The organism is Arthrobacter sp. YD2, assembly GCF_030410475.1.
Lineage (GTDB): Bacteria > Actinomycetota > Actinomycetes > Actinomycetales > Micrococcaceae > Arthrobacter_B > Arthrobacter_B zhangbolii.
This window is the reverse complement of the sequence record NZ_JAUHHB010000001.1, coordinates 934,300-958,758: the sequence shown is the minus strand read 5'-3', so window position 1 is coordinate 958,758 and position 24,459 is coordinate 934,300. Positions and strand designations below refer to the sequence as shown.

Below are 24,459 nucleotides of genomic sequence, written 5' to 3'. Positions count from 1 at the left end.
TTAGCCCTCGGCGACGACCATTGCTGTAGCTACATCCCCGTCATGGCTGAGGGACAGGTGCCAGACCTGCACGCCCTTCCCGGCGGCCACGGCCGCTACCGTTCCATCGATCTGCAGCTGCGGCGCTCCGGCGGGATCCAGCCGGACCTGGCAATCCTGCCAGTTCATTCCCGCAGGGGCTCCCAGGGCCTTGGCCACGGCTTCCTTGGCAGCAAACCGCGCTGCAAGGGAGCGCAGGTTCAGTTCCCGTTCCGCCGGGGCGAACAGGCGCGCCCGCAGGCCGGGGGTGCGTTCCAGCTGCCGCCCGAAGCGCGGTACGTCCACTACATCGACGCCGATCCCGATGATCATCTGCGGCCGCTTCCTACTCGACCGTGACGGACTTGGCGAGGTTGCGCGGCTGGTCCACATCAAAGCCCTTGGCCGTGGCCAGTTCGCAGGCGAAGATCTGCAGCGGCACGGTGGTCAGCAGCGGCGCCAGCAGCGGCGGCGTTTCCGGCACGTAGAAGATGTGTTCGGCGTAGGCCTTTACGGCGTCGTCGCCCTCTTCGGCAATAACGATCGTCTTGGCGCCGCGGGCACGGATCTCCTGGATGTTGGAAACCACCTTGGCGTGCAGCGAATCCCGGCCGCGCGGTGAGGGGACCACCACGAACACGGGCTGGCCTTCCTCGATCAGGGCAATCGGGCCGTGCTTCAGCTCGCCGGCGGCGAATCCTTCAGCGTGGATGTACGCCAGTTCCTTCAGCTTCAGCGCACCTTCCATCGCTACCGGGAAGCCGACGTGGCGTCCCAGGAAGAGCACCGAGCCGGTCTCCGACATCAGCTGCGCCAGTTCCTTGATCTGTCCCGAGTTATCCAGCACCTGCTGGATCTTGTCCGGTACCTTGGACAGGTCCGCCAGGATGTCCTTGATCTCGCCCTGGAACTTGTTGCCCCGGATCTGTGCCAGGTAAAGGCCCAGCAGGTAGGCGGCAGTGATCTGCGCCAGGAAGGCCTTGGTCGAGGCAACGGCGATTTCCGGTCCGGCGTGGGTGTAGAGCACCGCGTCCGCTTCGCGCGGAATGGTGGAGCCGTTGGTGTTGCAGATGGCCAGCACCTTGGCACCCTGCTCCTTGGCGTAACGCACCGCCATGAGGGTGTCCATGGTCTCGCCCGACTGGGAGATGGCCACGATGAGCGTGTTCGCGTCCACGATGGGGTCCCGGTAACGGAACTCGTGGCTGAGCTCTACCTCGACCGGCAGGCGGCACCAGTGCTCAATGGCGTACTTGGCTACCTGGCCGGCGTAGGCGGAGGTACCGCAGGCCAGCACCATGATCTTGTTGATGGATTTCAGTTCCTCGGGGCTGACCCGAAGCTCGTCCAGGGTCAGGCGTCCGTCAGCGTCGGAGCGGCCCAGCAGGGTATCCCCCACGGCCTGGGGCTGGTCGTTGATTTCCTTCTCCATGAAGGAGTCATACCCGCCCTTTTCGGCTGCCGCGGCATCCCAGTTCACGTGGAACTCGGTGCCTTCGGCCGGCGTGCCGAAGAAGTCGGTGATCTCCACGGAATCGGGGGTGATGGTCACCACCTGGTCCTGGCCCAGCTCCACGGCCCGGCGGGTGAAGTCGATGAAGCCGGAGACGTCGGAACCCAGGAAGTTCTCGCCCTCGCCCAGACCGACGACGAGCGGGGAGTTGCGCCGTGCCGCCACCACGGTGCCGGGGGAATCGTTGTGCACGGCAAGGAGGGTGAAGGCACCCTCAAGCTGCTGGCAGGCAAGCTGCATGGAGCGGGCCAGGTCTCCGGCGCCTTCGCCGCGGTAGATCGAGCCCAGCAGGGCGGCGGCAACCTCGGTGTCGGTTTCAGAGACGAAGACGGTGCCGGCGGCGAGCAGCTGCGTCTTCAGCTCGGCGAAGTTTTCAATGATGCCGTTGTGGATCACGGCAAGGCGGCCGTTGTCCGCCAGGTGGGGGTGCGCATTTTCGTCGGTGGGTCCGCCGTGGGTGGCCCAGCGGGTGTGGCCGATGCCGGTGGAGGCGGCCGGAAGCGGCGTGGCTTCCAGTTCGGCTGTCAGGTTGGCCAGTTTTCCGGACTTCTTGCGGATCTGGATGCCTTCGGGGGTCAGGACGGCGACACCGGCGGAGTCGTATCCGCGGTATTCCAGGCGCCGGAGACCTTCCATCACGACGTCGAGGGCGCCGTGGCTCCCGGCCAGTCCGGATTCTGCTGCGGCTTCAACGCTTGCGGCGGCGCCGGGGCGGCCTGCATATCCAATAATTCCACACATACCACTAAGCGTACCGGCCAGCGGCCCGGCTTACCGAAACCTGCCTGCCGGCGGCGGTGCCGCGCCGCGCTCTGCGCGGGCACACCGTTTGGGATTGCCGCCGCTACAGGGCAGAATTCCTAGGGTGTCAGAACGCCATATGAAGTCCTCCGGGGCCCAGTCGCCTGAGAGCAGCTTCACGCCTTTTGTGGAGCTCGACCGGAAGACCTGGTCGCGGCTCTCCCATGAGATCCGTTCTCCGCTCAACCAGGAGGACATCCTGCGGCTGCGCGGGCTCGGCGACCAGCTGAACCTGGACGAGATCCGGGAGGTCTATCTGCCGCTGTCGCGGCTGCTAAACCTGTATGTCGCCGCAGCGGGCCGCCTGCACAGCGCCACCACCACGTTCCTGGGTGAGAAAACCACGCGTACCCCGTTTGTCATCGGTGTGGCCGGTTCCGTGGCGGTGGGCAAATCCACCACCGCACGTGTGCTGCGTGAGATGCTGCGCCGCTGGCCGGACACGCCCAATGTCGAACTGATTACCACTGACGGTTTCCTCTACCCCAACGCCGAACTCGAGCGCCGCGGGCTCATGCAGCGCAAAGGCTTCCCTGAGTCCTATGACCGGCGCCGGCTCCTGCGCTTTGTCAGCGAGGTGAAAAGCGGCGCCGAGGAAGTCCGTGCTCCCCGGTACTCCCACCTCACCTACGACATTGTTCCGGGCGAGGAGATTGTGGTGCACCGCCCGGATGTGCTCATTGTCGAAGGGCTGAACGTCCTGGCACCGGCCCGCCCGCGCGCGGACGGGCGCTCCGGCCTGGCGCTGAGCGACTTCTTCGACTTTTCCATCTATGTGGACGCCCGGACCTCCTACATCGAGGAATGGTACGTCCAGCGGTTCCAGTCCCTGCGCAGCGGCGCCTTCGCTGATCCGGCGTCGTACTTCCACCGGTACGCCGATCTCACGGATGAGGAAGCCCGGGCCACTGCCCTGGACATCTGGAAACGCATCAATGAACCCAACCTGGTGACCAATGTCCTGCCCACGAGGGGCCGCGCCCAGCTGGTGCTGACCAAGGACGCGGACCACTCGGTGACGAGGATGCTGCTGCGCAAGACGTAGCAGCGGGCGGGATCAGACCGAAGCCCCTGCCTCAGCGTTGAGCGCCAGGTTTCCTTCCACGGCTGCGGCCAGCGTGCGGGCCGTGGATGCGGCCGTCTCCATGTCTGCGGCCTCTACCATCACCCGGACTACCGGTTCGGTGCCGGAGGGACGCAGCAGTACGCGGCCGGTTTCCCCCAAGGCTGCCTGTGCCTGTTCCACGGCCTGGCGGACCGGCTCGTTGGTCTGCACACCGGCCTTGTCCACGCCCTTGACGTTGATGAGCACCTGCGGGAGTTTCTGCATGACACCCGAGAGCTGCTTCAGGGTGCTTCCGGTGCGGGCCACCTGTGCGGCCAGCTGGAGCCCGGTCAGCACGCCGTCGCCGGTGGTGGCGTATTCGGAGAAAATTACGTGTCCTGACTGTTCGCCGCCGAGGCTGTAGCCGCCGGAGCGCATGCCTTCCAGGACGTAGCGGTCCCCCACTCCGGTTTCAATCAGGTTGATGCCCGCCTCCCGGAGGGCCAGCTTCAGCCCGAGGTTGCTCATCACGGTGGCTACGAGGGCGTTGTCCTTCAGCTTGCCGGCGTCCTTCATGGCTATCGCCATGATCGCCATGATCTGGTCACCGTCAACGACGTTGCCCTCGTGGTCCACGGCCAGGCAGCGGTCGGCGTCGCCGTCATGCGCAATGCCCAGGTCTGCGCCATGGGCCACCACGGCGGCCTGCAGTGCCTCCAGATGGGTCGAACCGTAGCCGTCATTGATGTTGATCCCGTCCGGTTCCGCACCAATGACCACTACCTCGGCCCCGGCGTCGGCGAATACCTGCGGGGAACAGCCGCTGGCCGCGCCGTGTGCACAGTCCAGGACTACCTTGAGCCCTTCGATGCGGTTGGGGAGGGTCTGCAGCAAATGCACCACGTACCGGTCTTCGGCGTCGGCAAAGCGGTGGATCCGTCCCACGTCGCTTCCGGTGGGCCGGAGGCCGGGGCGTGACATTTCGGCTTCGATCGCGTCTTCGACGGCGTCGTCGAGCTTCTGCCCGCCGCGTGCCAGGAACTTGATCCCGTTGTCCGGGGCAGCGTTGTGGGATGCGGAAATGACGACGCCGAAATCGGCGTCCAGGTCGGCTACGAGGAACGCAGCCGCCGGAGTGGGCAGGACGCCGGCGTCGAAGACGTCAACACCGGAACTGGCCAGGCCTGCTTCCATGGCCGCGGAAATGAAGTCTCCGCTGATCCTGGGGTCCCGTGCCACAACGGCGACCGGCCGGCGGCCGTTCTCCACGCGGTTGTGGCCCAGTACCACGGCGGCGGCCTGGGCAAGGCCGAGGGCGACTTCGGCGGTGATCAGCCCGTTGGCCAGTCCACGGACGCCGTCCGTTCCAAATAATCTTGTCATTGCGCATCCTCAAGCAGGTTGTGGCCACAGCGGAGTACCGCTAAACGGGCAACTTACTGGCCCATTCTGCCACCGCTTCCCCCGTCCCTCCGAAACGGGTGGGTCAAAACTATGCGGAGGGCAGCCAAATCGGCATCCGTGGGTGTGTCCAACGTGACGCTTACCGGGCCGCTTAACGCCAAAAAAGGCACCCGCCGAAGCGACTGCCTTTTTGAACCAAGCACCGATCCGGCGCTTGTGAACCCAACCGCTGAAATAGCGCCTGTGGAGCCAGGCGCCTGATTAGCGCTTGTGGAGCCAAGCGCCAATTCAGCGCGAGGGGACCCGGTCCCGAACGCGCCAGCGGACGGGACCGGGGAAGCGCTGAATTAGCGCTTGGAGTACTGCGGAGCCTTGCGTGCCTTCTTGAGACCGGCCTTCTTACGCTCGATGACGCGGGCGTCACGGGTCAGGAAGCCTGCCTTCTTCAGGGCGGGGCGGTTGTTCTCGCGGTCGATCTCGTTCAGCGAACGGGCGACACCGAGACGCAGTGCACCGGCCTGGCCGGAGGGGCCACCACCGTGGATGCGGGCGATGACGTCGTAGGCGCCTTCGAGTTCAAGAAGCTTGAACGGCTCGTTGACTTCCTGCTGGTGCAGCTTGTTCGGGAAGTAGTCTTCGAGCTCGCGGTCGTTGACGATCCACTTGCCGGTACCCGGAACAACGCGCACGCGGGCGATGGCCTGCTTGCGGCGGCCGACGGCGGAGCCGGCGACGGTCAGGGCGGGGCGTTCCTTGACTGCGGTCTGTGCCGAGTCAGAGGATTCCGAGGTGTAGCTGGTGAGCTCCTCGGTGTTTTCATTCAGCTCTTCAGTGTTCTGAGCCACGATTCTCCTTGAATTAATTCTTTAGTTGGCGGGCCAGAACTACTGGGCGACCTGGGTGATTTCGAAGGTCTTGGGCTGCTGCGCGGCGTGCGGGTGCTCTGCACCGCGGTACACCTTCAGCTTGCTGATCTGGTCAGCAGCCAGGGAGTTCTTGGGCAGCATGCCGCGGATGGCCTTCTCAACTGCGCGCACCGGGTTCTTCTCCAGCAGTTCGGCGTAGTTGACGGAGGACAGGCCGCCCGGGTAACCCGAGTGGCGGTAGGCACGCTTCTGTTCGAGCTTGGCGCCGGTGAGGGCAACCTTCTCAGCGTTGATGATGATGACGAAATCGCCCATGTCCATGTGGGGAGCAAAGGTCGGCTTGTGCTTTCCGCGCAGCAGTGTTGCGGTCTGGCTGGCAAGACGGCCTAGGACAACGTCGGTGGCGTCAATGACGTGCCACTGGCGGTTGATGTCGCCGGGCTTCGGGGTGTACGTACGCACGGTTTTTGCCTTCGTTTCTTCTTCTTAGGTGGCGCGCTGTCCATGGATGCCATGGTCAGTGCAGCTTCTCTATGCGTTACCGGATGGTCAGGTGAGGACTGAATTAACCAGTGGTCCTGAGATCTCGGCTATTTCCCCGGGGCCAGGTGGCTCTGCAACTGAGCCGCTCCCGTGGGCATAGGCCTATCGAGGTAGGACACGCACAACGACTATAAACAATAGCCTGCTTGCGGGGTCAGGTCAAAAGCTGTCGCAGCAGCTGTTCGTTTCAACAGCCGCGGGCACCGGTATTCGATTTGCCTTCATTTTATGCCGCGACGTTCCATCGCGCTATCCGCGGTGCGCCCGGGTGAGATCGGCACGGTCCCGCAGGCCGGCGTCGGCGGGATACCTGACCTCTTCCAGCACCAGAGGATGGGGCGGCGCAAGGATGGATTTGGAGTCCCGGATCATGGCCGCGAGCCGCTCGGCCAGCCACTGGGGCCGGCGCTCCCCCGCACCCACCAGCAGTGACCCTCCCACCAGGGAACGCACCATGTTATGGCAGAAGGCGTCAGCCTGGATGTGGGTGGTGATGATGCCGTCGCTGCCTCTGGCAAAGCTGAACTCCTGCAGCTCCCTGATGGTGGTGGATCCGGTCCGTGGCTTGCAGTAGGACAGGAAGTCCCGGATGCCCAGCACACCCTCCGCCGCCTCGTTCATCCGGTCCGTGTCCAGCGGTGCCTTGTACCAGAGTGTGGTGTGACGGGAGAGCGGGTCGCGGGTTTCGGGCAGGTCGGCTATGCGGTAACTGTAGCGCCGCCACAGGGCCGAGAACCGTGCATCGAAGCCGTCAGGGGCGGGAGCGGCCGAACGGATCTCAATGGCTCCCCCCAGGGCATCCACTACCCGCCGCTGGCGTCCTTCGCGTCGGCCGGGGGCGGTGAGTTCCTTGTTCAGCACCCCGTGCAGGCGGCGGCGCAGTGAAACCCCCGGGTCCAGGTCCCGGCCGCGGGCCAGTGCGTCCCATTCGGCCCGGGTGAGGTCAAAGTGCACCACCTGCCCGCGGGCATGGACGCCGGCGTCTGTCCGCCCGGCGACCGTGAGGCGGACCGGGCGGCGCAGCAGTACGGCCAGGGCGTCCTCCACCATCCCCTGCACAGTCAGCAGGCCGGGCTGGGCAGCCCAGCCGGAGAACGGTGCGCCGTCGTAGGCGAGGTCCATCCGGACGCGGAAAGGCCCGCCGTCCATTTCCGGGACAGCGGGCCTTTCAATAGTCATAGCACCCATATTAAGGGCACCGGGACGTCAGCGAAGAATTACTTCTTCTCTTCGGTCTCCACGACTGCCTCATCAGCGGAATCAGCTGATTCAGCGGAGTCGGCCGACTCTGCGGAGTCAGCGGAATCTGCCGAATCGGCGGAGTCAGCGGACTCTGCAACCGGAGCCGGTGCGGCTGCGGCAGCTGCGGTGTTGGCCTCGGCCACTACCGACTGCTTGGCAGACAGCGGTTCCAGGACCAGTTCGATGACTGCCATGGGGGCGTTGTCGCCCTTGCGGTTGCCGATCTTGGTGATACGGGTGTAACCGCCGTCGCGCTTCTCGACTGCCGGAGCAATGTCGGTGAAGAGCTCGTGAACGATGCCCTTGTCGGAGATCAGGGCGAGGACGCGGCGGCGGGAGGACAGGTCCCCGCGCTTGGCGAACGTGATCAGGCGCTCTGCGTAGGGACGCAGCCGCTTGGCCTTGGTCACCGTGGTGGTGATCTGCTTGTGCTCGAACAGCTGCGCGGCAAGGTTCGCCAGCATCAGGCGCTGGTGTGCCGGGCTGCCTCCGAGGCGCTTACCCTTGGTGGGTGTAGGCATTACTTTTTCTCCTCAAACGGTGCCGTGCGGTGCATCAAATGCCCGACGGCAAGAATTTGCTTCAGTTAGAGCTCGTCGTCCGAGTATTCGGACTCGTCCTCTTCAATAGCTGCGGCGTGGGCGGCCAGATCAAACCCGGGAGGGGAATCCTTCAGGGACAGACCCAGTTCAACCAGCTTTGCCTTCACCTCGTCGATGGACTTCGCACCGAAGTTACGGATGTCCATCAGGTCAGCCTCGGAGCGGGCTACGAGTTCACCCACCGTGTGGATGCCTTCGCGCTTGAGGCAGTTGTACGAACGCACAGTCAGCTCGAGGTCTTCGATCGGCAGGGCCATGTCGGCTGCCAGTGCGGCATCCGTGGGGCTCGGACCGATTTCGATACCTTCAGCGGCGGTGTTGAGTTCGCGTGCCAGGCCGAACAGTTCAACCAGGGTGGTGCCGGCAGACGCGACGGCGTCGCGCGGTGCAATGGCATCCTTGGTCTCGACGTCGACGATCAGGCGGTCGAAGTCGGTGCGCTGTTCAACACGGGTGGCCTCCACGCGGAAGGTCACCTTCAGGACCGGCGAGTAGATGGAGTCAACCGGAATACGGCCGATCTCCTGGTCACCGGACTTGTTCTGGCTGGCGGACACGTAGCCGCGGCCGCGCTCGATGGTCAGTTCGAGTTCGAACTTGCCCTTCGAGTTGAGCGTGGCGATGTGCAGGTCGGGGTTGTGGAACTCCACGCCGGCCGGCGGAGCGATGTCCGCAGCCGTAACCACGCCGGGGCCCTGCTTGCGCAGGTACGCCACAACGGGCTCGTCGTGCTCGGAGGAAACCGAGAGGTTCTTGACGTTCAGGATGATCTCAGTGACATCTTCCTTGACGCCGGGAACCGTCGTGAACTCGTGCAGCACGCCGTCAATCCGGATGCTGGTTACAGCAGCACCGGGAATGGAGGAGAGCAGGGTACGACGGAGGGAGTTACCAAGGGTGTAGCCGAAACCGGGCTCCAGCGGTTCAATGATGAACCGTGAGCGGTTGTCGGCTACGACTTCTTCAGTGAGGGTGGGGCGCTGTGCAATGAGCACTTGCATTTCCTTTCAGCGAGCATCCGCTATATGACGCAACACAAATGGTGGAAACGACGACGACGGGTCTTCCGCGGGCGTCTTGGACGGCTAACAGCCAGCCCGGGACCGGATCCCTCCGGCGGGCAGGCCACCGAAGTGGAGTGCCCGCCGGAGGGATCCGGAACCGCAGTGCTGCTTATACGCGGCGGCGCTTCGGGGGACGGCAGCCGTTGTGTGCGCTCGGGGTGACGTCCTGAATGGAGCCAACCTCCAGGCCGGTGGCCTGCAGCGAACGGATAGCGGTCTCGCGACCCGAGCCCGGACCCTTCACGAAGACGTCGACCTTGCGGACGCCGTGCTCCTGTGCGCGCTTGGCGGCAGCTTCAGCAGCCATCTGAGCAGCGAACGGGGTGGACTTGCGGGAGCCCTTGAAGCCAACCTCACCGGCGGAAGCCCATGAGATAACAGCACCGGACGGGTCCGTGATGGACACGATGGTGTTGTTGAAGGTGCTCTTGATATGCGCCTGGCCGAGCGCGATATTCTTCTTATCCTTGCGACGCGGTTTGCGGACCGCTCCACGAGTCTTGGGGGGCATTACTTCTCCTACAAAGAGTTTGGTTTAGGTGGCCCGGATTCGGGCCTTGGCCGTAGGACCGCTTATTTAGCGGCCGGCCTTCTTCTTACCGGCAACGGTACGCTTCGGGCCCTTGCGGGTACGAGCGTTGGTCTTCGTGCGCTGACCGTGGACGGGCATGCCGCGGCGGTGCCGGATGCCCTGGTAGCTGCCGATCTCGACCTTGCGGCGAATGTCGGCGGCCACCTCACGGCGGAGGTCACCCTCAACCTTGAAGTTGCCCTCGATGTAGTCACGCAGCTGAACGAGTTCAGCGTCGGTGAGGTCCTTGACGCGAGTTTCCGGGCTGATGCCGGTCTCCACAAGGGTCTGCTCTGCACGGGTCTTGCCCACGCCGTAGATGTAGGTAAGCGCAATCACTACCCGCTTTTCGCGGGGAATGTCAACGCCAGCGAGACGTGCCATATCGGCGGTTCTCCTTTGGTTATTACCGGAGGTCTGAAGCAGTGCGTCCCTGTTGCCAGGTCCCCGGCCTCCGTACCGGGGGTGTGCGTCACGCGTATTGACGCTGCACTGCCATATTCAATTAACTACGCGTGGGCTGTTCCCTGGTGTCAGGGGCCCTCTATCCGGTGCCCGTAAGGACCCCGGCGTTAGAGCGGCTGATTAGCCCTGGCGCTGCTTGTGGCGCGGGTTCTCGCAGATCACCATGACTCGACCGTTACGGCGAATCACCTTGCACTTATCGCAGATCTGCTTGACGCTCGGCTGGACCTTCATGGTTTTCCTTTGCGTGGTTGCAGGGTTGAGCTTCAACGGGCGGCCAACCGGCAGTGCCGGCTGGCTTTCCGTCTTTGCAGCGGTTTATTTGTAGCGGTAGACGATCCGACCCCGGGTGAGGTCGTACGGGCTAAGTTCCACTACAACGCGGTCTCCTGGGAGGATGCGAATGTAGTGTTGACGCATCTTTCCCGAGATGTGTGCGAGCACAATGTGGCCGTTGGCCAGCTCAACGCGGAACATCGCGTTGGGCAGGGCTTCGTTGACCGAGCCCTCGATCTCAATGACGCCGTCTTTCTTGGCCATATCCTCCGCTAACGTCTGTGTCCCCGGCTAAGACCGGAAACGGTTTTCGATTGTGGCTTTCCCTGCCGTATCCGCCCGCCGATCCCGGGGCACAAGCCATCGAGATCGGTCAATCAGGGCACAAACGTAGAGACAACCAACAGATAACTCTACGGGAAGAGGCCGCATAAGTTAAATCGCTGCCGCTGTCCAGTTTCCCAGGTACCGTTTTGCACCGCAGCTGCAATGGCGGAAAAGACTGCAGGCCCCGCTCCCCAAAGGGAACGGAGCCTGCAGTCCTTGTCCGGTATCCGGCTGCTAGGGAATCGGGACCGGTGTGACACCGAGCGGTTCGAGCCGGGAGGCCCCGCCATCCGGAGCCGTCAGCACCCAGATTCCCTTTTCATGGATGGCCACCGAGTGCTCCCACTGGCTGGACCGGCTGCCGTCAACCGTGATGACCGTCCAGTCATCCTCAAGGGTTTTGGTTTCGATCCCGCCACGCACGAGCATGGGCTCAATGGCCAGGCACAGCCCGGGCCGCAGCTTCGGTCCGCGATGGCTGGTGCGGTAGTTCAGGACGTCCGGCGCCTGGTGCATTTCGGTTCCGATGCCGTGTCCGACATAGTCCTCGAGGATGCCCAGCCGCTTGCCCGGCACGGAGCTGACATAGTCATCAACCGCCGCACCGATATCGCCCACGAATTTACCCTTGGCTGCGGCGGCAATACCGTGCCACATGGCGTTTTCGGTGACATCCGAGAGACGCTGGTCCTCGGGGTCGGGCGTGCCCACGATCACCGTGCGTGCCGAGTCCGAATGCCAGCCGCGGACTACTGCGCCCCCGTCAATGGAAATGATGTCGCCCTCCTGCAGCACCCGGTCCCCCGGGATGCCGTGGACAACTTCCTCATTCACTGAAGTGCAGACCGTTGCGGGGTAGTCGTAATAGCCAAGGAAATTGGAGGTGGCTCCGGCTTCCTTCAGCACCCCGGCGAAAACCGCGTCGATTTCCCGCGTGCTGACTCCTACCTCTGCGGATTTCACGGCCGCGTCGAGTGCGGAGATCAGCACCAGGCCGGCTTCGCGCATGATGCGCATCTGCTCGTTGGTTTTGTATTGGATTCGAGGCTGGCCGAACATGTGTCTTCTAACTTTCTGGCGGATAACTTTTAGCGCAGGTCCTTCAGTGCTTCCATCACGCGCTCGGTGACTTCGTCGATGCCGCCCAGTCCGTCGACACGGGTCACGATGCCGCGGTCCTCATAGCGGGAGACGACGTCGGCCGTCTGCTGCTTGTAGAGGTCCAGCCGGTGCCGGATAACGTCTTCGGTGTCGTCGCTGCGGCCCTCGAGCTCGGCGCGCTTGAGCAGGCGGGCAACCAGTTCGTCGTCGTCGGCGGTGAGCAGCAGCACGGCGTCGAGCTTCTGGCCCTTGCCGGCCAGGATGTCGTCGAGTTCATCGACCTGTGCCACGGTGCGCGGGTAGCCGTCCAGCAGGAAGCCGGGCTCGACGTCGTTGTCCTGCAGCCGGCTGCGGACCATGCTGTTGGTAACGCTGTCCGGAACAAAGTTGCCGGCATCGATGTACTTCTTGGCCTCCACGCCCAGGGGCGTGAGTTCCTTGACGTTGGAGCGGAAGATGTCGCCGGTCGATATTGCCGTGACGCCGAGGCGCTCCGAAATGCGGGCGGCCTGAGTTCCTTTACCGGCACCGGGAGGCCCGATAATGAGCATTCTTGTCATCGCAATAACCCTTCGTAGTGACGTTGCTGGAGCTGTGCGTCAATCTGTTTGACCGTTTCCAGTCCCACACCAACCATGATGAGGATTGACGTTCCGCCGAACGGGAAGTTCTGGTTAGCTCCAACCAACACCAGAGCAATCAGCGGGATCAGGGCGACGAAGCCCAGGTACAGGGCGCCGGGCAGCGTGATCCGTGAGAGCACATACTGCAGGTATTCGGCGGTGGGGCGGCCGGCCCGGATGCCGGGAATGAAGCCGCCGTACTTCTTCATGTTCTCCGAGACCTCGTCCGGGTTGAACGTGATGGAGACGTAGAAGTAGGTGAAGAAGACGATCAGGAGGAAGTACACCAGCATGTACAGCGGGTGGTCTCCGCTGACCAGGTAGTTGTTGATCCAGACCACCCATTCCGGCGGCGTGCCGGTGGCGGGGGTATTGAACTGGGCCAGCAGGCTGGGCAGGTACAGCATGGAGGAAGCGAAGATCACGGGAATCACGCCTGCCATGTTCACCTTGATCGGGATGTAGGTGTTCGTCCCGCCGACGGTGCGCCGGCCGACCATGCGCTTGGCATACTGCACGGGCACGCGCCGCTGCGACTGTTCCACGAAGATCACCAGTGTCACGGTGAGGACACCCACGGCAAGGACGGCCAGGAAGATGGTCCAGCCCTGTGCGGTGAGGATGGCGCCGAGGGCGCTGGGGAAGGAAGCGGCGATGGAGGTGAAGATGAGCAGCGACATGCCGTTGCCCACGCCCTTCTCCGTGACCAGTTCGCCCATCCACATGATCACGCCGGTGCCGGCGGTCAGGGTGATGATGAGCAGGAGGATGGTGACCAGGCTGTCATCGGGGATGACGGGCAGCGCGCACTGGTTGTTGAACAGTGCCCCGGAGCGGGCCAGGGAGACCACTGTGGTGGCGTTGAGCAGGCCAAGCGCAATGGTGAGGTAGCGCGTGTACTGCGTGAGCTTGGACTGGCCCTGCGCTCCTTCTTCATGGAGTGCCTGGAAGTGCGGGATCACCACGCGCAGCAGCTGGACGATGATGCTGGCCGTAATGTACGGCATGATGCCCAGGGCAAAGATGGAAACCTGCAGCAGGGCGCCGCCGCTAAAAAGATTGACGAATTCGTATATGCCACCCGAAGTGGCACCCAGAGCCAAGCACTGCTGCACATTGCCGTAGTCAACACCCGGGGCCGGGATAAAAGCACCCATGCGGAAGATAGTGATGATACCCAGCGTAAACAACAGCTTGCGTCGCAGGTCTGGCGTCCGGAAAGCCCGGCCAATAGCGCTAAGCAAGCGTCCTCCTGAAGTTTGAAAGTCCCATGCGGACTTGTGACAGAAACAGAGTCTAGCCGCTCGGACCCCGTACTGCGTTAACGGCGTACGGGCGGCGGTAGTTGCGTTAAACGAAACTGAACTCCTGCCAGACCGTTCTATCGGTCCGCCAGGAGTTCAGTCACTTCACACGGGGAGTCGCACGCCCCTCCCCCGCCGTCCGCTCAGAGCGTCCGGCGGGGAAAGGAGGCTGATCCGCCACAAGGTTCTAGACCTCGGTGGTGGATCCGCCCGCTGCGGCGATCTTCTCAGCTGCGCTGGCGGAGAAGGCGTTGGCCTGCACATCAACCTTGACGGTGATGTCGCCGGATCCAAGAACCTTCACGGGCTGGTTCTTGCGAACCGCACCCTTGGCAACCAGTGCTTCGATGGTCACGGCGCCGCCTTCGGGGAACAGCTCCGAGATCTTGTCCAGGTTTACAACCTGGAACTCGACCCGGAACGGGTTCTTGAAGCCGCGCAGCTTCGGCAGGCGCATGTGCAGCGGAAGCTGCCCGCCTGCGAAACCGGCCTTGACCTGGTAGCGGGCAGCCGTACCCTTGGTACCGCGGCCTGCCGTCTTACCCTTGGAACCTTCACCGCGGCCTACGCGGGTCTTGGCCGTCTTGGCACCGGGTGCCGGACGCAGGTGATGAACCTTCAGAGCTTTGTTATCTTCGGGCATGTTACTTCGCCTCCTCAACCTTCACGAGGTGCGGAACCGTGTTGATCATGCCAACGGTCACTGCATCGGCAGTACGGACGACGGAGTCGCCGATGTGCTTCAGGCCCAGTGAACGCAGCGTGTCGCGCTGATTCTGCTTACCACCGATGGTGGACTTAATCTGAGTGATTTCCAGCCGTGCCGAGCTAACGGCAACGTTCTTCGGAGTCGACATCAGGCACCTGCCTTCTGCATGTTGCGGAGCATCGCGGCGGGAACGACCTCGTCGAGCGGAAGACCGCGGCGTGCAGCCACAGCCTGGGGCTCTTCGAGACGCTTCAGCGCATCCACCGTGGCGTGCACGATGTTGATGGCGTTGGAGGACCCGAGCGACTTGGACAGCACGTCGTGGATACCGGCGCATTCGAGGATGGCACGAACCGGACCGCCGGCGATAACGCCGGTACCGGGGGAAGCCGGACGCAGCAGGACAACGCCTGCAGCTGCTTCACCCTGGACGAGGTGCGGAACGGTTCCACCGATGCGGGGAACGCGGAAGAAGGACTTCTTGGCTTCTTCAACGGCCTTCGCGATAGCGGAGGGAACTTCCTTTGCCTTGCCGTAGCCAACGCCGACCATGCCGTTGCCGTCACCGACAACTACGAGGGCGGTGAAGCTGAAGCGACGGCCACCCTTGACCACCTTGGCAACACGGTTGATGGTAACGACGCGTTCAATGAACTTGTCCTTATCATCGTTGCGTCCGCCATCGCGGCCACCGCGGCCACCGCGTTCGCCGCGGCCTCCACGGTCGGAGCGCTGCTCGCCGCGACGTCCGCCGCGGCGGTCGTCGGTACCGGTGGCTGCGGCTTCCTTGGTCTCAGTTGCCTCAGCAGCTGTAGCTTCAGTCACCTGATTTTCCTTTTCCTTGTTTACCTCGGTCACAGTGCCAGCCCACCTTCACGTGCGCCGTCTGCAACTGCAGCAATACGGCCGTGGTAGCGGTTGCCGCCGCGGTCAAAGACAACGGCTTCGACGCCGGCGGCCTTGGACCGCTCAGCGACGAGTTCGCCGACGCGCTTGGCCTTGGCAGTCTTGTCGCCGTCCAGTGCACGCAGATCCGCTTCCATGGTGGAGGCGGATGCCACGGTTACGCCGCGGGTGTCATCGACAACCTGGACGAATACGTGGCGGGAGGAGCGGTTGACCACGAGGCGCGGACGAGCCGTGGTCCCGGAAATCCGCTTGCGGATACGCAGCTGGCGACGGCTGCGGAGGGCAGCCTTGCTCTTGCTGTTTCGCTTCTTATTGATGCTGATGGCCATGGTTACTTACCAGCCTTTCCGACCTTGCGGCGGACAATCTCGCCGGCGTAACGAATACCCTTGCCCTTGTAGGGGTCGGGCTTACGCAGCTTGCGGATGTTGGCGGAAACCTCGCCCACCTGCTGCTTGTCGATACCGGACACGGTGACCTTCGTCGGGCCGACCACGGTAAGCGTGATGCCTTCCGGGGCGGTGACGGGGACCGGGTGGCTGTAGCCCAGGGCGAACTCGAGGTCCGCTCCCTTGGCGACAACGCGGTAACCGGTACCAACGATTTCCAGATCCTTCTTGTAGCCTTCGGTCACACCGGTGATCATGTTGCTGATCAGGGTGCGGGTCAGGCCGTGGAGGGAGCGGGATTCACGCTCGTCGTTCGGGCGGGTAACGGTAATGATGCCGTCTTCCAGGGAAGCCGTGATCGGGCTGGGCACAGTGTGGCTCAGCTCGCCCTTGGCGCCCTTGACGGACACAACGTTTCCGTTGATGGCGATATCTACTCCGGCAGGAACCGGGATGGGCAGACGTCCAATACGTGACATTTTTCTTTCCCTTCCCTGCTACCAGACGTAGGCGAGGACTTCCCCACCTACACCCTTCTTGGCGGCCTGGCGGTCGGTCAGGAGACCTGACGACGTCGACAGGATTGCGATACCCAGACCACCGAGCACGCGCGGCAGGTTGGTGGACTTTGCGTAAACGCGCAGACCGGGCTTGGAGATGCGGCGAACGCCGGCGATGGAACGCTCGCGGTTCGGACCGAACTTGAGGTCCAGGGTCAGCTTCTTGCCGACCTCGGCTTCTTCTTCCTTCCAGCCGGCGATGTAGCCTTCGGCCTTCAGGATGTCAGCAACGCGCGCCTTGAGCTTGCTGTAGGGCATAGACACGGAGTCGTGGTATGCCGAGTTTGCATTGCGCAGACGCGTGAGCATATCTGCGACAGGATCTGTCATTGTCATTTGGGCTCTTGCCCTCCCTCGTAACGGTTTCCTGCAGGATTCCCGTGCGGCGTCGCCTCACGGATGTCCGTCGGACCTGTTACGTAGTAATTAATCTTCGGATTTGAACGGGAAGCCGAGCGCCTTCAGCAGCGCGCGTCCCTCGTCATCGGTCTTTGCAGTGGTAACCACGGTGACGTCCATGCCGCGTACGCGGTCGATCTTGTCCTGATCGATTTCGTGGAACATCGACTGTTCGGTCAGACCGAACGTGTAGTTGCCGTTGCCGTCGAACTGCTTGCCGTTCAGGCCGCGGAAGTCACGGATACGGGGCAGAGCCAGGGTAACCAGGCGGTCCACGAACTCCCACATGCGGTCGCCGCGCAGGGTAACGTGCGCGCCGATCGGCATGCCTTCACGCAGCTTGAACTGCGCGATGGACTTGCGTGCCTTGGTGACCTGGGGCTTCTGGCCCGTGATCTGGGTGAGGTCCCGGACAGCACCGTCAATGAGCTTGGAGTCCTTGGCGGCATCTCCAACACCCATGTTCACGACCACCTTGACGAGGCGGGGAACCTGGTTGACGTTTGCGTAGTTGAATTCGTCCTGCAGGGTCTGCTTGATCTCCGCTGCGTAGCGGGTCTTCAGACGGGGAACGATCTTGGTGACAGTCTCAGTCATTAGAGGTCCTTCCCAGAGCCCTTGGCCACGCGGATACGCACTGTGCGCTCACGGCCATCTTTTTCGACGGTTTCAGTGCGGAAGCCAACACGGGTCGGCTTCTTGGTTTCCGGGTCGACAACGGCGACGTTGGAAACGTGGATCGGGGCTTCAACAACCTCGATGCCGCCGGTCTTGGAACCACGGGAGGACTGGCCAACCTTGGTGTGCTTGGTGACGCGGTTGATGCCTTCAACGAGAACGCGGTTGCTCTCGGGGAAAACCTTCAGAACCTTGCCCTGCTTGCCGCGGTCTCCGCCGCGCTCAGCCTTTGCACCGGTGATGACCTGAACGAGGTCACCCTTCTTGATCTTTGCCATGGACTACAGCACCTCCGGAGCCAGCGAAATGATCTTCATGAACTTCTTGTCGCGAAGTTCGCGGCCGACCGGCCCGAAGATACGGGTACCACGGGGGTCGCCGTCGTTCTTCAAGATCACTGCAGCGTTCTCATCGAACTTGATGTAGGAACCGTCCTGGCGGCGGCGTTCCTTCTTGGTACGGACGATGACGGCCTTGACCACGTCGCCCTTTTTGACGTTGCCGCCGGGAATTGCATCCTTGACGGTGGCAACGATGGTGTCGCCAATGCCTGCGTAGCGACGGCCGGATCCACCGAGAACGCGGATGGTCAAGATTTCCTTGGCACCCGTGTTGTCGGCGACCTTCAGTCGCGACTCCTGCTGAATCACTTATTACTCCTGTCGTCGCGCCGGTTCTCAAATATGAGCCTTGCGGAACGGATATGGGTGGACCCCGTAATACTGGTACTCAACGCCTGCCCGCCGGCCGCACGCCAGTGCGGGCCGCCTTCAAGGCGTCGAACAAGATTATCGGGCTTTTGTCTCATTCGGCGGTGAGGAAACCGGCTCGGAATTCCGGCTCGAACACGGCCGTTCTCCGGGCACACTTCCGCACCACACAGACAAGATTTCAAGTTTATCGCGAAAAGGCCCCGGATGCGAAATCGTAGATGATAACGCGGCCGGGGCCCTTACGCTGTGGACGGGGCCGGCATGTTCTTCACGCTCCGGGGAGCCTGGCGAACACACCGGCGGTCCGGCCGGTATTGCTTACTACTAGGTTACTTGGCCTTTTCGAGGATCTCGACCAGGCGCCACCGCTTGGTAGCGGACAGCGGCCGGGTCTCGGCGATCAGCACGAGGTCACCAATGCCGGCAGCGTTCTGCTCGTCATGGGCCTTGCGCTTCTCGGTCCGGCGAATAACCTTGCCGTAAAGGGCGTGCTTCACGCGGTCTTCAACCTGGACAACGATGGTCTTGTCCATCTTGTCCGAGACCACGTAGCCGCGTGCGGTCTTCCGGTACCCGCGGGCATCGGCGCCGTTTGCGTCAGTTGTCACTGCTGCCTCATTCTTGTTTTCGCTCACTTGGCATCATCCTCAGCGACCTTGGCTTCAGCTTCAGACTCAGTAGCCTTCTTCTTGGACTTCTTCGGTGCCTCGGGTGCTGCTTCCTCAACGGGAGCAACTACCTCGGGACGAATGCCCAGCTCGCGCTCACGCAGCACCGTGTAGATGCGGGCGATATCGCGCTTGACTGCACGCAGACGACCGTGGTTTTCCAGCTGGCCGGTGGCCGACTGGAAGCGGAGGTTGAACAGCTCCTCCTTGGACTTGCGCAGTTCCTCGACGAGACGGTCCTTATCGAAGCCGTCCAGCTGCTCAGTTGTCAGCTCTTTTGATCCAACTGCCATTTCTATTCACCACCCTCGCGACGCACAATGCGTGCCTTCAACGGCAGCTTATGGATCGCCAGGCGCAGGGCCTCACGAGCTACCTCTTCGGAAACACCGGAGAGTTCGAAGAGAACCCGGCCCGGCTTGACGTTTGCAACCCACCACTCCGGAGAACCCTTACCGGAACCCATACGGGTTTCAGCAGGCTTCTTCGTCAGCGGACGGTCCGGGTAGATGTTGATCCAGACCTTGCCGCCACGCTTGATGTGGCGTGTCATGGCAATACGTGCAGCTTCAATCTGGCGGTTGGTGACGTATGCAGGCGTCAGAGCCTGGATACCCCACTCGCCGAAGCTGACGGCAGTGCCGCCGGTTGCAGCGCCGGAGCGACCCGGGTGGTGCTGCTTACGGAACTTGACTCGACGTGGGATAAGCATTTAAGCCTGTCCTCCTTCTGCTGCGGGGGCAGCTGCCTCAGCGGCCGGAGCCTCTGCAGCAGGCGCGGCGGCCTTGTCGCCGCGGTCGTTACGACGACGGCGGTCGCCGCCACGGTCGCCACGGTCGGCGGGGCCGCGGCCCGGACGGTCGTTGGAGCGTCCGCGGGACGGTGCAGCAGCCTGCTGTGCAGCCAGTTCCTTAGCGGTGACGTCGCCCTTGTAGATCCAGACCTTCACGCCGATGCGGCCGAAGGTGGTCTTGGCTTCGAAGAAACCGTAGTCGATCTGCGCGCGGAGGGTGTGCAGGGGCACACGGCCTTCGCGGTAGAACTCCGAACGGCTCATTTCAGCGCCGCCCAGACGGCCGGAGCACTGGATACGGATACCCTTTGCACCTGCACGCTGTGCGGACTGGATGGCCTTCTTCATCGCACGGCGGAAAGCCACGCGGGAAGAGAGCTGCTCAGCAACACCCTGGGCAACAAGCTGTGCTTCCATCTCGGGGTTCTTGACCTCGAGGATGTTCAGCTGAACCTGCTTGCCGGTGAGCTTTTCGAGCTCGCCGCGGATGCGGTCAGCTTCGGCGCCGCGGCGACCGATCACGATGCCCGGACGTGCGGTGTGGATATCCACACGAACACGGTCACGGGTGCGCTCGATCTCAACCTTGGCGATGCCGGCGCGATCCATGCCGGTGGACATCAGCTGACGGATCTTGATGTCCTCGCGGACAAAGTCCTTGTAACGCTGGCCCGGCTTGTTGCTGTCAGCAAACCAGTGCGATACGTGGTCAGTGGTGATGCCGAGTCGGAACCCGTGCGGGTTTACCTTCTGTCCCACTTAGCGTTCCTCCTCGATCGTAGGGGTTGCGACTACCACGGTGACGTGGCTGGTCCGCTTGTTGATGCGGTAGGCGCGGCCCTGGGCCCGCGGCTGGAACCGCTTCATGGTGGGTCCTTCGTCAACGAATGCTTCGCTGATGAAGAGGTCACCTTCGTCGAAGGCCACGCCGTCACGGTCCGCGAGGACACGTGCATTGGCCATAGCCGACTGAACTACCTTAAGTACCGGCTCCGAAGCTGCCTGGGGGGCAAACTTCAGAATTGCCAGAGCCTCATTCGCTTGCTTGCCACGAACAAGGTTGACGACGCGCCGGGCCTTCATAGGCGTTACGCGGATATGACGCGCAATTGCCTTGGCTTCCATTGCTTTCCTTCTCTCGTCTTCTGCCGAAAGAGCAGCGCCTAGCGGCGCTTGCCCTTGCGGTCGTCCTTCACATGGCCGCGGAATGTCCGCGTCAGAGCGAATTCGCCGAGCTTGTGCCCGACCATCGACTCGGTGACAAACACCGGAATGTGCTTACGTCCGTCGTGTACGGCGATCGTGTGCCCGAGCATGTCGGGGATGATCATCGAACGGCGGGACCACGTCTTGATGACGTTCTTGGTGCCCTTTTCGTTTTCGGCCGCTACCTTGAGAAACAGGTGCTGGTCGACGAAGGGGCCTTTCTTCAGGCTGCGTGGCATGTTTCCAGGCTCCTATCGCTTGTTCTTGCCGGAACGACGGCGACGCACAATGAGGTTGTCGCTCTCTTTATTGGGGCGGCGGGTGCGGCCTTCGCGCTTACCGTTCGGGTTGACCGGGTGGCGTCCACCGGAGGTCTTACCTTCACCACCACCGTGCGGGTGGTCAACCGGGTTCATGGCGACACCGCGGACGGTCGGGCGTACGCCCTTCCAGCGCATACGGCCGGCCTTGCCCCAGTTGATGTTGGACTGCTCGGCGTTGCCGACCTCGCCAATGGTGGCGCGGCAGCGAACGTCAACGTTGCGGATTTCTCCGGAGGGCAGACGCAGCTGGGCGAAACGGCCTTCCTTGGCAACGAGCTGAACAGATGCACCGGCGGAGCGGGCCATCTTGGCGCCGCCACCCGGACGCAGTTCAACTGCGTGGATGGTGGTACCTACGGGGATGTTGCGCAGCGGCAGGTTGTTGCCGGGCTTGATGTCAGCCCCGGCGCCGGCCTCTACGAAGTCGCCCTGCTTGAGCTTGTTCGGAGCAATGATGTAACGCTTGGTGCCATCAACGTAGTGCAGCAGCGCAATGCGGGCGGTACGGTTCGGATCGTATTCGATCTCGGCAACGCGAGCGTTGACGCCGTCCTTGTCATGGCGACGGAAGTCGATCAGACGGTACTGACGCTTGTGTCCACCACCCTTGTGCCTGGTCGTGATCTTACCGGTGTTGTTACGGCCGCCCTTCTTGGGCAGCGGACGTACCAACGACTTTTCCGGCGTCGACCGCGTGATTTCGGTGAAGTCGGCTACGCTCGAGCCGCGACGGCCCGGGGTAGTCGGCTTGTATTTACGGATTCCCATTATTTATTCCTCGTTAAAGTGGTCTCCGCCCTAGCTGAGCGGACCGCCGAAGATGTCGATTGTGCCGTCCTTGAGGGTGACAATGGCGCGCTTGGTGCTCTTGCGCTGTCCCCATCCGAACTTGGTGCGCTTACGCTTACCGGCACGGTTGATGGTGTTGATCGAGTCGACCTTGACGGAGAAAATCTTCTCCACGGCCAGCTTGATCTCGGTCTTGTTCGAGCGGGGGTCGACCAGGAAGGTGTACTTACCTTCGTCGATCAGGCCGTAGCTCTTTTCCGAGACGACGGGTGCAAGCACTACGTCGCGCGGGTCCTTAGCGGTGGTCGCGCTCACTTGGCGTCCTCCTTGACAGTGTTCTTGCCGACGAACTCGTCGTAGGCAGCCTTGGTGAAGACCACGTCGTCGGATACCAGCACGTCGTAGGTGTTCAGCTGATCTACGTAGATCACGTGAACTTCCGGGACGTTGCGCACGGACAGTGCAGCAACATCGTTGGCGCGCTCGATAACAACGAGCAGGTTCTTGCGGTCGGAGACCGAACGCAGGGCGCTCAGTGCATCCTTGGTGGACGGCGTGGTGCCGGCAACCAGGGTCTCGAGGACGTGGATACGGCCGTTGCGTGCCCGGTCGGACAGGGCGCCGCGCAGTGCAGCAGCCTTCATCTTCTTGGGGGTGCGCTGGCTGTAATCGCGAGGCGTCGGTCCGTGGACCACGCCGCCGCCGGTCATGTGAGGCGCACGGATGGAGCCCTGACGAGCCCGGCCGGTGCCCTTCTGCTTGAACGGCTTGCGGCCTGCACCGCTCACCTCGGCGCGGGTCTTCGTCTTGTGCGTACCCTGGCGGGCGGCTGCAAGCTGAGCAACTACCACCTGGTGGAGCAGCGGTACGTTCGTCTGAACGTCGAAGATCTCTGCGGGGAATTCAACAGTGGTTTCGTTAGCCATGAGACTAAGCTCCCTTCACGGCGGTGCGTACGAGGACGACCTGGCCGCGGGCGCCGGGAACGGCACCCTTGATCAGCAGGAGCGACTTCTCGGCGTCCACACCGTGAACCGTGAGGTTCATCGTGGTGTGACGGACGGCGCCCATACGGCCAGCCATCCGAACGCCCTTGAAGACGCGGCCCGGGGTGGATGCGCCACCGATGGAACCCGGCTTACGGTGGTTCTTGTGTGCACCGTGGGAGGCACCGACGCCGTGGAAGCCGTGACGCTTCATGACACCGGCAAAGCCCTTGCCCTTGGAGGTTCCGACGACGTCGACCTTCTGGCCGGCTTCGAAAATCTCAACAGAGAGTTCCTGGCCCAGCTCGTAGGTGTCGGCGTCTGCGGTACGCAGTTCAACTACGTGGCGGCGCGGCGTAACGCCGGCCTTTTCAAAGTGGCCGGCCAGCGGCTTGGTCACCTTGCGCGGGTCGATCTGGCCGTAGCCGATCTGAACGGCGGTGTAGCCGTCCTTTTCCGCGTTGCGCAGCTGCGTGATGACGTTGGAGTCAGCCTGGACGACGGTTACGGGGATGAGCTTGTTGTTCTCGTCCCAAACCTGGGTCATGCCGAGCTTGGTGCCCAGCAGTCCCTTTACCTGGCGTGTAAGTGAAGTAGACATATTATCCGCTCCCCCCCCTACAGCTTGATTTCGATGTTCACGTCTGCAGGCAGGTCAAGACGCATCAGCGAGTCAACGGCCTTAGGCGTGGGGTCAATGATGTCGATCAGGCGCTTGTGCGTGCGCATTTCAAAGTGCTCGCGGCTGTCCTTGTACTTGTGCGGCGAACGGATAACAACGTAAACGTTCTTTTCCGTGGGCAGCGGCACGGGGCCTACTACCGTTGCGCCTGCACGCGTGACCGTCTCAACGATCTTCCGTGCTGATACGTCGATGACCTCGTGGTCGTACGACTTCAGCCGGATGCGGATTTTTTGTCCCGCCATGGCGTCGTGCCTCTTTCTTCGAGTAATGCTCTCTGTACAGTTTTTGCGCCGAACTGCCTTACGGCCAGGCGCCCCTCCAACAGACTGAATCCGGATGAATCCGGGTTCCTCACCCTGTCGAGGCTCCGACCCCCGCGCTCGGGCGTGTCGTGGTGATGAAACCAACGACGCCCAGCAAGAATGGGGGCGGGTTATATATGGGCTCTTCCCCTGAAGGATCCGACCCTGCACCAGGCATTATCCTGGCCGGGACTGAATCTCAACACTTCCCTGTTCCTGCTGTACAGCCGGAACGTGGGCGTGTGTGGGCACAAAAGCGCTTGAACAACTTCTCTAGTCTGCCAGACCTCGGCGCAGATGGCCAATCCGGCTTTTCCCCTGCGGCGCAGCCGCATCGGAGAGCTTGACCTGATCAGTCTAACGCAGTGGGCGGCGGGCCGGAAAGTTCGTGCCGGCCGTCACGGTTTGCGGAAAATCCGTGCCGGCTGCCACGCCTGTCCGGAAAGTCAGGGCCGGCCCTCCCGGTTGGCACGCCGGATCCGCCGTGCCCGGTCAAGTTCCGGACGGAACCGGCGGCGGGCCCAGCCAATCCCCGCCGCCGCAGCTGCGGCAATGGCCAGGAAGATAAGAAATTCCATCCTCCGA

Annotated in this window: 37 protein-coding genes; 1 reads left to right on the top strand and 36 read right to left on the bottom strand. The window is 62.7% G+C overall.

The features are described 5' to 3' along the window. On the bottom strand, positions 1–351 hold the full coding sequence (locus tag QWJ37_RS04740) for a holo-ACP synthase (RefSeq protein WP_227903810.1): 351 nt from the start codon (positions 349–351) through the stop codon (positions 1–3). Positions 352–364: 13 nt separating this feature from the next. After that, entirely contained in the window at positions 365–2,272 is a 1,908-nt protein-coding gene (gene glmS / locus QWJ37_RS04735; RefSeq protein ID WP_290244362.1) for a glutamine--fructose-6-phosphate transaminase (isomerizing), read from the bottom strand. Positions 2,273–2,411: 139 nt separating this feature from the next. On the opposite strand from glmS, the gene coaA reads away from it, so the two are divergent. After that, the gene (gene coaA / locus QWJ37_RS04730; protein WP_227928846.1) at positions 2,412–3,377 is read left to right on the top strand and encodes a type I pantothenate kinase; all 966 of its coding nucleotides are present in this window, start codon (positions 2,412–2,414) and stop codon (positions 3,375–3,377) included. Positions 3,378–3,389: 12 nt separating this feature from the next. Here coaA and glmM read toward each other — a convergent pair whose 3' ends face one another. From glmM to QWJ37_RS04560, 34 genes are all read right to left on the bottom strand, one after another. Beyond that, positions 3,390–4,760, bottom strand: coding sequence for a phosphoglucosamine mutase (gene glmM, locus QWJ37_RS04725; protein ID WP_227928794.1), 1,371 nt, complete (start codon positions 4,758–4,760; stop codon positions 3,390–3,392). A gap of 368 nt (positions 4,761–5,128) precedes the next feature. Continuing rightward, a complete protein-coding gene (gene rpsI, locus QWJ37_RS04720; RefSeq protein ID WP_227903822.1) occupies positions 5,129–5,626 on the bottom strand; it encodes a 30S ribosomal protein S9 in 498 nt (165 codons plus the stop codon). A gap of 39 nt (positions 5,627–5,665) precedes the next feature. Next, on the bottom strand, positions 5,666–6,109 hold the full coding sequence (gene rplM / locus QWJ37_RS04715) for a 50S ribosomal protein L13 (RefSeq protein WP_146361130.1): 444 nt from the start codon (positions 6,107–6,109) through the stop codon (positions 5,666–5,668). Positions 6,110–6,439: 330 nt separating this feature from the next. Next, complete coding sequence (locus QWJ37_RS04710; RefSeq protein ID WP_290244357.1) at positions 6,440–7,369, bottom strand: tRNA pseudouridine synthase A; 930 nt, start codon at positions 7,367–7,369, stop codon at positions 6,440–6,442. 38 nt (positions 7,370–7,407) lie between these two features. Further along, positions 7,408–7,953 (bottom strand): 50S ribosomal protein L17, encoded by a 546-nt coding sequence (gene rplQ, locus QWJ37_RS04705; protein ID WP_227903824.1) that lies wholly within the window; start codon positions 7,951–7,953, stop codon positions 7,408–7,410. Between the two features lie 65 nt (positions 7,954–8,018). Then, complete coding sequence (locus QWJ37_RS04700) at positions 8,019–9,029, bottom strand: DNA-directed RNA polymerase subunit alpha (protein ID WP_227903826.1); 1,011 nt, start codon at positions 9,027–9,029, stop codon at positions 8,019–8,021. A 178-nt stretch (positions 9,030–9,207) separates the two neighbouring features. Continuing rightward, positions 9,208–9,609: a 30S ribosomal protein S11 gene (gene rpsK, locus QWJ37_RS04695; protein ID WP_049829160.1), complete on the bottom strand. Its 402-nt coding sequence runs from the start codon at positions 9,607–9,609 to the stop codon at positions 9,208–9,210. A gap of 66 nt (positions 9,610–9,675) precedes the next feature. Continuing rightward, positions 9,676–10,053 carry a 30S ribosomal protein S13 gene (gene rpsM / locus QWJ37_RS04690; protein WP_227903828.1) on the bottom strand — a complete coding sequence of 126 codons (378 nt, stop codon included), beginning with the start codon at positions 10,051–10,053 and terminating at the stop codon, positions 9,676–9,678. A 201-nt stretch (positions 10,054–10,254) separates the two neighbouring features. Then, entirely contained in the window at positions 10,255–10,368 is a 114-nt protein-coding gene (gene rpmJ, locus QWJ37_RS04685) for a 50S ribosomal protein L36 (RefSeq protein ID WP_012397712.1), read from the bottom strand. Between the two features lie 84 nt (positions 10,369–10,452). After that, positions 10,453–10,674 (bottom strand): translation initiation factor IF-1, encoded by a 222-nt coding sequence (gene infA, locus QWJ37_RS04680; protein ID WP_055239372.1) that lies wholly within the window; start codon positions 10,672–10,674, stop codon positions 10,453–10,455. A 297-nt stretch (positions 10,675–10,971) separates the two neighbouring features. Beyond that, complete coding sequence (map, locus tag QWJ37_RS04675) at positions 10,972–11,796, bottom strand: type I methionyl aminopeptidase (protein WP_227903830.1); 825 nt, start codon at positions 11,794–11,796, stop codon at positions 10,972–10,974. Between the two features lie 29 nt (positions 11,797–11,825). Next, a complete protein-coding gene (locus tag QWJ37_RS04670; protein WP_227903832.1) occupies positions 11,826–12,398 on the bottom strand; it encodes an adenylate kinase in 573 nt (190 codons plus the stop codon). After that, on the bottom strand, positions 12,395–13,705 hold the full coding sequence (secY, locus tag QWJ37_RS04665) for a preprotein translocase subunit SecY (RefSeq protein WP_227903834.1): 1,311 nt from the start codon (positions 13,703–13,705) through the stop codon (positions 12,395–12,397). The genes QWJ37_RS04670 and secY overlap by 4 nt, the downstream gene beginning before the upstream one ends. Positions 13,706–13,952: 247 nt before the next feature. Beyond that, complete coding sequence (rplO, locus tag QWJ37_RS04660) at positions 13,953–14,408, bottom strand: 50S ribosomal protein L15 (RefSeq protein ID WP_227903836.1); 456 nt, start codon at positions 14,406–14,408, stop codon at positions 13,953–13,955. A gap of 1 nt (position 14,409) precedes the next feature. Beyond that, a complete protein-coding gene (gene rpmD / locus QWJ37_RS04655; protein WP_227903837.1) occupies positions 14,410–14,622 on the bottom strand; it encodes a 50S ribosomal protein L30 in 213 nt (70 codons plus the stop codon). Beyond that, a complete protein-coding gene (gene rpsE / locus QWJ37_RS04650; protein WP_227903839.1) occupies positions 14,622–15,299 on the bottom strand; it encodes a 30S ribosomal protein S5 in 678 nt (225 codons plus the stop codon). The genes rpmD and rpsE overlap by 1 nt, the downstream gene beginning before the upstream one ends. A gap of 29 nt (positions 15,300–15,328) precedes the next feature. Next, the gene (gene rplR / locus QWJ37_RS04645; RefSeq protein WP_227903841.1) at positions 15,329–15,712 is read right to left on the bottom strand and encodes a 50S ribosomal protein L18; all 384 of its coding nucleotides are present in this window, start codon (positions 15,710–15,712) and stop codon (positions 15,329–15,331) included. 2 nt (positions 15,713–15,714) lie between these two features. Next, positions 15,715–16,251 carry a 50S ribosomal protein L6 gene (rplF, locus tag QWJ37_RS04640; protein ID WP_227903842.1) on the bottom strand — a complete coding sequence of 179 codons (537 nt, stop codon included), beginning with the start codon at positions 16,249–16,251 and terminating at the stop codon, positions 15,715–15,717. A gap of 18 nt (positions 16,252–16,269) precedes the next feature. Continuing rightward, entirely contained in the window at positions 16,270–16,668 is a 399-nt protein-coding gene (rpsH, locus tag QWJ37_RS04635; RefSeq protein ID WP_227903844.1) for a 30S ribosomal protein S8, read from the bottom strand. A gap of 90 nt (positions 16,669–16,758) precedes the next feature. Further along, positions 16,759–17,328: a 50S ribosomal protein L5 gene (gene rplE / locus QWJ37_RS04630; RefSeq protein ID WP_227903847.1), complete on the bottom strand. Its 570-nt coding sequence runs from the start codon at positions 17,326–17,328 to the stop codon at positions 16,759–16,761. After that, on the bottom strand, positions 17,328–17,687 hold the full coding sequence (rplX, locus tag QWJ37_RS04625) for a 50S ribosomal protein L24 (RefSeq protein WP_227903850.1): 360 nt from the start codon (positions 17,685–17,687) through the stop codon (positions 17,328–17,330). Before rplX ends, rplE begins: the two co-directional genes overlap by 1 nt. Positions 17,688–17,690: 3 nt before the next feature. Next, positions 17,691–18,059, bottom strand: coding sequence for a 50S ribosomal protein L14 (rplN, locus tag QWJ37_RS04620; protein WP_055239356.1), 369 nt, complete (start codon positions 18,057–18,059; stop codon positions 17,691–17,693). Positions 18,060–18,451: 392 nt separating this feature from the next. Continuing rightward, a complete protein-coding gene (gene rpsQ / locus QWJ37_RS04615; RefSeq protein ID WP_279326965.1) occupies positions 18,452–18,757 on the bottom strand; it encodes a 30S ribosomal protein S17 in 306 nt (101 codons plus the stop codon). Further along, the gene (rpmC, locus tag QWJ37_RS04610; protein WP_269436328.1) at positions 18,754–19,083 is read right to left on the bottom strand and encodes a 50S ribosomal protein L29; all 330 of its coding nucleotides are present in this window, start codon (positions 19,081–19,083) and stop codon (positions 18,754–18,756) included. The genes rpsQ and rpmC overlap by 4 nt, the downstream gene beginning before the upstream one ends. A gap of 2 nt (positions 19,084–19,085) precedes the next feature. After that, on the bottom strand, positions 19,086–19,502 hold the full coding sequence (rplP, locus tag QWJ37_RS04605; RefSeq protein ID WP_146361096.1) for a 50S ribosomal protein L16: 417 nt from the start codon (positions 19,500–19,502) through the stop codon (positions 19,086–19,088). Beyond that, entirely contained in the window at positions 19,503–20,342 is an 840-nt protein-coding gene (rpsC, locus tag QWJ37_RS04600; RefSeq protein ID WP_227903851.1) for a 30S ribosomal protein S3, read from the bottom strand. Next, entirely contained in the window at positions 20,343–20,708 is a 366-nt protein-coding gene (gene rplV / locus QWJ37_RS04595; RefSeq protein WP_227903853.1) for a 50S ribosomal protein L22, read from the bottom strand. 38 nt (positions 20,709–20,746) lie between these two features. Next, positions 20,747–21,028, bottom strand: coding sequence for a 30S ribosomal protein S19 (gene rpsS / locus QWJ37_RS04590; RefSeq protein WP_104052734.1), 282 nt, complete (start codon positions 21,026–21,028; stop codon positions 20,747–20,749). A gap of 12 nt (positions 21,029–21,040) precedes the next feature. Next, positions 21,041–21,880 (bottom strand): 50S ribosomal protein L2, encoded by an 840-nt coding sequence (gene rplB, locus QWJ37_RS04585; RefSeq protein ID WP_146361090.1) that lies wholly within the window; start codon positions 21,878–21,880, stop codon positions 21,041–21,043. A gap of 30 nt (positions 21,881–21,910) precedes the next feature. After that, on the bottom strand, positions 21,911–22,216 hold the full coding sequence (gene rplW, locus QWJ37_RS04580) for a 50S ribosomal protein L23 (protein ID WP_066295939.1): 306 nt from the start codon (positions 22,214–22,216) through the stop codon (positions 21,911–21,913). Next, on the bottom strand, positions 22,213–22,827 hold the full coding sequence (rplD, locus tag QWJ37_RS04575; RefSeq protein ID WP_227903856.1) for a 50S ribosomal protein L4: 615 nt from the start codon (positions 22,825–22,827) through the stop codon (positions 22,213–22,215). Before rplD ends, rplW begins: the two co-directional genes overlap by 4 nt. 4 nt (positions 22,828–22,831) lie before the next feature. Continuing rightward, on the bottom strand, positions 22,832–23,488 hold the full coding sequence (gene rplC, locus QWJ37_RS04570; protein WP_227903858.1) for a 50S ribosomal protein L3: 657 nt from the start codon (positions 23,486–23,488) through the stop codon (positions 22,832–22,834). A 17-nt stretch (positions 23,489–23,505) separates the two neighbouring features. Continuing rightward, the gene (rpsJ, locus tag QWJ37_RS04565) at positions 23,506–23,814 is read right to left on the bottom strand and encodes a 30S ribosomal protein S10 (protein WP_146361073.1); all 309 of its coding nucleotides are present in this window, start codon (positions 23,812–23,814) and stop codon (positions 23,506–23,508) included. 506 nt (positions 23,815–24,320) lie between these two features. Next, positions 24,321–24,452, bottom strand: coding sequence for a hypothetical protein (locus QWJ37_RS04560; protein ID WP_290244354.1), 132 nt, complete (start codon positions 24,450–24,452; stop codon positions 24,321–24,323). Positions 24,453–24,459: the final 7 nt, after the last annotated feature.

What these genes read in the sequence shown, in the direction of transcription:
- QWJ37_RS04670 (WP_227903832.1), bottom strand. Translation starts at nt 12,398, where the DNA reads ATGACAAGAATGCTCATTATCGGGCCTCCCGGTGCCGGTAAAGGAACT.
- rpsS (WP_104052734.1), bottom strand. Translation starts at nt 21,028, where the DNA reads ATGCCACGCAGCCTGAAGAAAGGCCCCTTCGTCGACCAGCACCTGTTT.
- rplC (WP_227903858.1), bottom strand. Translation starts at nt 23,488, where the DNA reads ATGTCTACTTCACTTACACGCCAGGTAAAGGGACTGCTGGGCACCAAG.
- rplX (WP_227903850.1), bottom strand. Translation starts at nt 17,687, where the DNA reads ATGGCAAAGATCAAGAAGGGTGACCTCGTTCAGGTCATCACCGGTGCA.
- rpsH (WP_227903844.1), bottom strand. Translation starts at nt 16,668, where the DNA reads ATGACAATGACAGATCCTGTCGCAGATATGCTCACGCGTCTGCGCAAT.
- QWJ37_RS04740 (WP_227903810.1), bottom strand. Translation starts at nt 351, where the DNA reads ATGATCATCGGGATCGGCGTCGATGTAGTGGACGTACCGCGCTTCGGG.
- map (WP_227903830.1), bottom strand. Translation starts at nt 11,796, where the DNA reads ATGTTCGGCCAGCCTCGAATCCAATACAAAACCAACGAGCAGATGCGC.
- rplB (WP_146361090.1), bottom strand. Translation starts at nt 21,880, where the DNA reads ATGGGAATCCGTAAATACAAGCCGACTACCCCGGGCCGTCGCGGCTCG.
- rplV (WP_227903853.1), bottom strand. Translation starts at nt 20,708, where the DNA reads ATGGAAGCCAAGGCAATTGCGCGTCATATCCGCGTAACGCCTATGAAG.
- rplE (WP_227903847.1), bottom strand. Translation starts at nt 17,328, where the DNA reads ATGACTGAGACTGTCACCAAGATCGTTCCCCGTCTGAAGACCCGCTAC.
- glmS (WP_290244362.1), bottom strand. Translation starts at nt 2,272, where the DNA reads ATGTGTGGAATTATTGGATATGCAGGCCGCCCCGGCGCCGCCGCAAGC.
- rpmJ (WP_012397712.1), bottom strand. Translation starts at nt 10,368, where the DNA reads ATGAAGGTCCAGCCGAGCGTCAAGCAGATCTGCGATAAGTGCAAGGTG.
- rplO (WP_227903836.1), bottom strand. Translation starts at nt 14,408, where the DNA reads ATGCCCGAAGATAACAAAGCTCTGAAGGTTCATCACCTGCGTCCGGCA.
- rpsK (WP_049829160.1), bottom strand. Translation starts at nt 9,609, where the DNA reads ATGCCCCCCAAGACTCGTGGAGCGGTCCGCAAACCGCGTCGCAAGGAT.
- QWJ37_RS04710 (WP_290244357.1), bottom strand. Translation starts at nt 7,369, where the DNA reads ATGACTATTGAAAGGCCCGCTGTCCCGGAAATGGACGGCGGGCCTTTC.
- rplQ (WP_227903824.1), bottom strand. Translation starts at nt 7,953, where the DNA reads ATGCCTACACCCACCAAGGGTAAGCGCCTCGGAGGCAGCCCGGCACAC.
- rpsM (WP_227903828.1), bottom strand. Translation starts at nt 10,053, where the DNA reads ATGGCACGTCTCGCTGGCGTTGACATTCCCCGCGAAAAGCGGGTAGTG.
- infA (WP_055239372.1), bottom strand. Translation starts at nt 10,674, where the DNA reads ATGGCCAAGAAAGACGGCGTCATTGAGATCGAGGGCTCGGTCAACGAA.
- rpmD (WP_227903837.1), bottom strand. Translation starts at nt 14,622, where the DNA reads ATGTCGACTCCGAAGAACGTTGCCGTTAGCTCGGCACGGCTGGAAATC.
- rplD (WP_227903856.1), bottom strand. Translation starts at nt 22,827, where the DNA reads ATGGCTAACGAAACCACTGTTGAATTCCCCGCAGAGATCTTCGACGTT.
- rplR (WP_227903841.1), bottom strand. Translation starts at nt 15,712, where the DNA reads ATGGCCATCAGCATCAATAAGAAGCGAAACAGCAAGAGCAAGGCTGCC.
- glmM (WP_227928794.1), bottom strand. Translation starts at nt 4,760, where the DNA reads ATGACAAGATTATTTGGAACGGACGGCGTCCGTGGACTGGCCAACGGG.
- rpsJ (WP_146361073.1), bottom strand. Translation starts at nt 23,814, where the DNA reads ATGGCGGGACAAAAAATCCGCATCCGGCTGAAGTCGTACGACCACGAG.
- rpmC (WP_269436328.1), bottom strand. Translation starts at nt 19,083, where the DNA reads ATGGCAGTTGGATCAAAAGAGCTGACAACTGAGCAGCTGGACGGCTTC.
- rplF (WP_227903842.1), bottom strand. Translation starts at nt 16,251, where the DNA reads ATGTCACGTATTGGACGTCTGCCCATCCCGGTTCCTGCCGGAGTAGAT.
- QWJ37_RS04560 (WP_290244354.1), bottom strand. Translation starts at nt 24,452, where the DNA reads ATGGAATTTCTTATCTTCCTGGCCATTGCCGCAGCTGCGGCGGCGGGG.
- coaA (WP_227928846.1), top strand. Translation starts at nt 2,412, where the DNA reads ATGAAGTCCTCCGGGGCCCAGTCGCCTGAGAGCAGCTTCACGCCTTTT.
- rplP (WP_146361096.1), bottom strand. Translation starts at nt 19,502, where the DNA reads ATGCTTATCCCACGTCGAGTCAAGTTCCGTAAGCAGCACCACCCGGGT.